2 protein-coding genes are annotated in these 534 nt (G+C 71.2%); both read right to left on the reverse strand.

The window, feature by feature from the left end; genetic code table 11:
- A partial coding sequence (locus FK268_RS23760) for a hypothetical protein (protein ID WP_146437906.1) occupies positions 1–268 on the reverse strand: 268 nt, incomplete at its 3' end.
- Positions 265–534: hypothetical protein (locus FK268_RS24560; protein ID WP_158636225.1), on the reverse strand; the 270-nt coding region annotated here is incomplete at its 5' end. The genes FK268_RS24560 and FK268_RS23760, both read right to left, overlap by 4 nt.

Consider the following 534-nt stretch of genomic DNA (forward strand, 5'->3'; position numbering starts at 1 on the left):
TCGCCTCGGTCGACCGCGACCCCGCCGCGGCGGCCATCATCCGTGCGCCGGCCGACTCGCACCCGTCGTCCGTGAGGCCGGATGCTCTGGTCGGCGCCCGGTTGACGGTGTGCGTGACCCGGTAGGACGACCCGGTGCCGATCGGGAACTCGGCCGCCGTCAGGATCGCTCGGGAGGGATCGACGGGTGCCGCGGAGCCGGCCGCCGGAACCGCAGCGGTCATGGCCAGCGTCAGCGCGCAGGCTGCGGCGGACCGTCGGATGATCACGGCTGGCGTTCCACCTTCGCGATCTGGGCGCGGAGGACCTGCCAGAAGCCGTCGAGATCGGCGGGGCCCCCGTCGCGGTTGGTAGTTCCGGCCAACACGGTCACGCCGCGGACATCAACCGCTCCTTGGTACATGGTCCCGCCGACCCCGATGAGCATCGGACGGAGATGAGCAAGGTCGTTCGGCGTCGGTAGGGTCGTCATCCGCACACCGTCCTCGGCCAGGCAGACGCGCCAGTAGTCCGTGGTCTCCTTGGTGGTCGGTCG

The organism is Tsukamurella sputi (assembly GCF_007858445.1).
In the GTDB taxonomy this organism is placed as follows: domain Bacteria; phylum Actinomycetota; class Actinomycetes; order Mycobacteriales; family Mycobacteriaceae; genus Tsukamurella; species Tsukamurella sputi.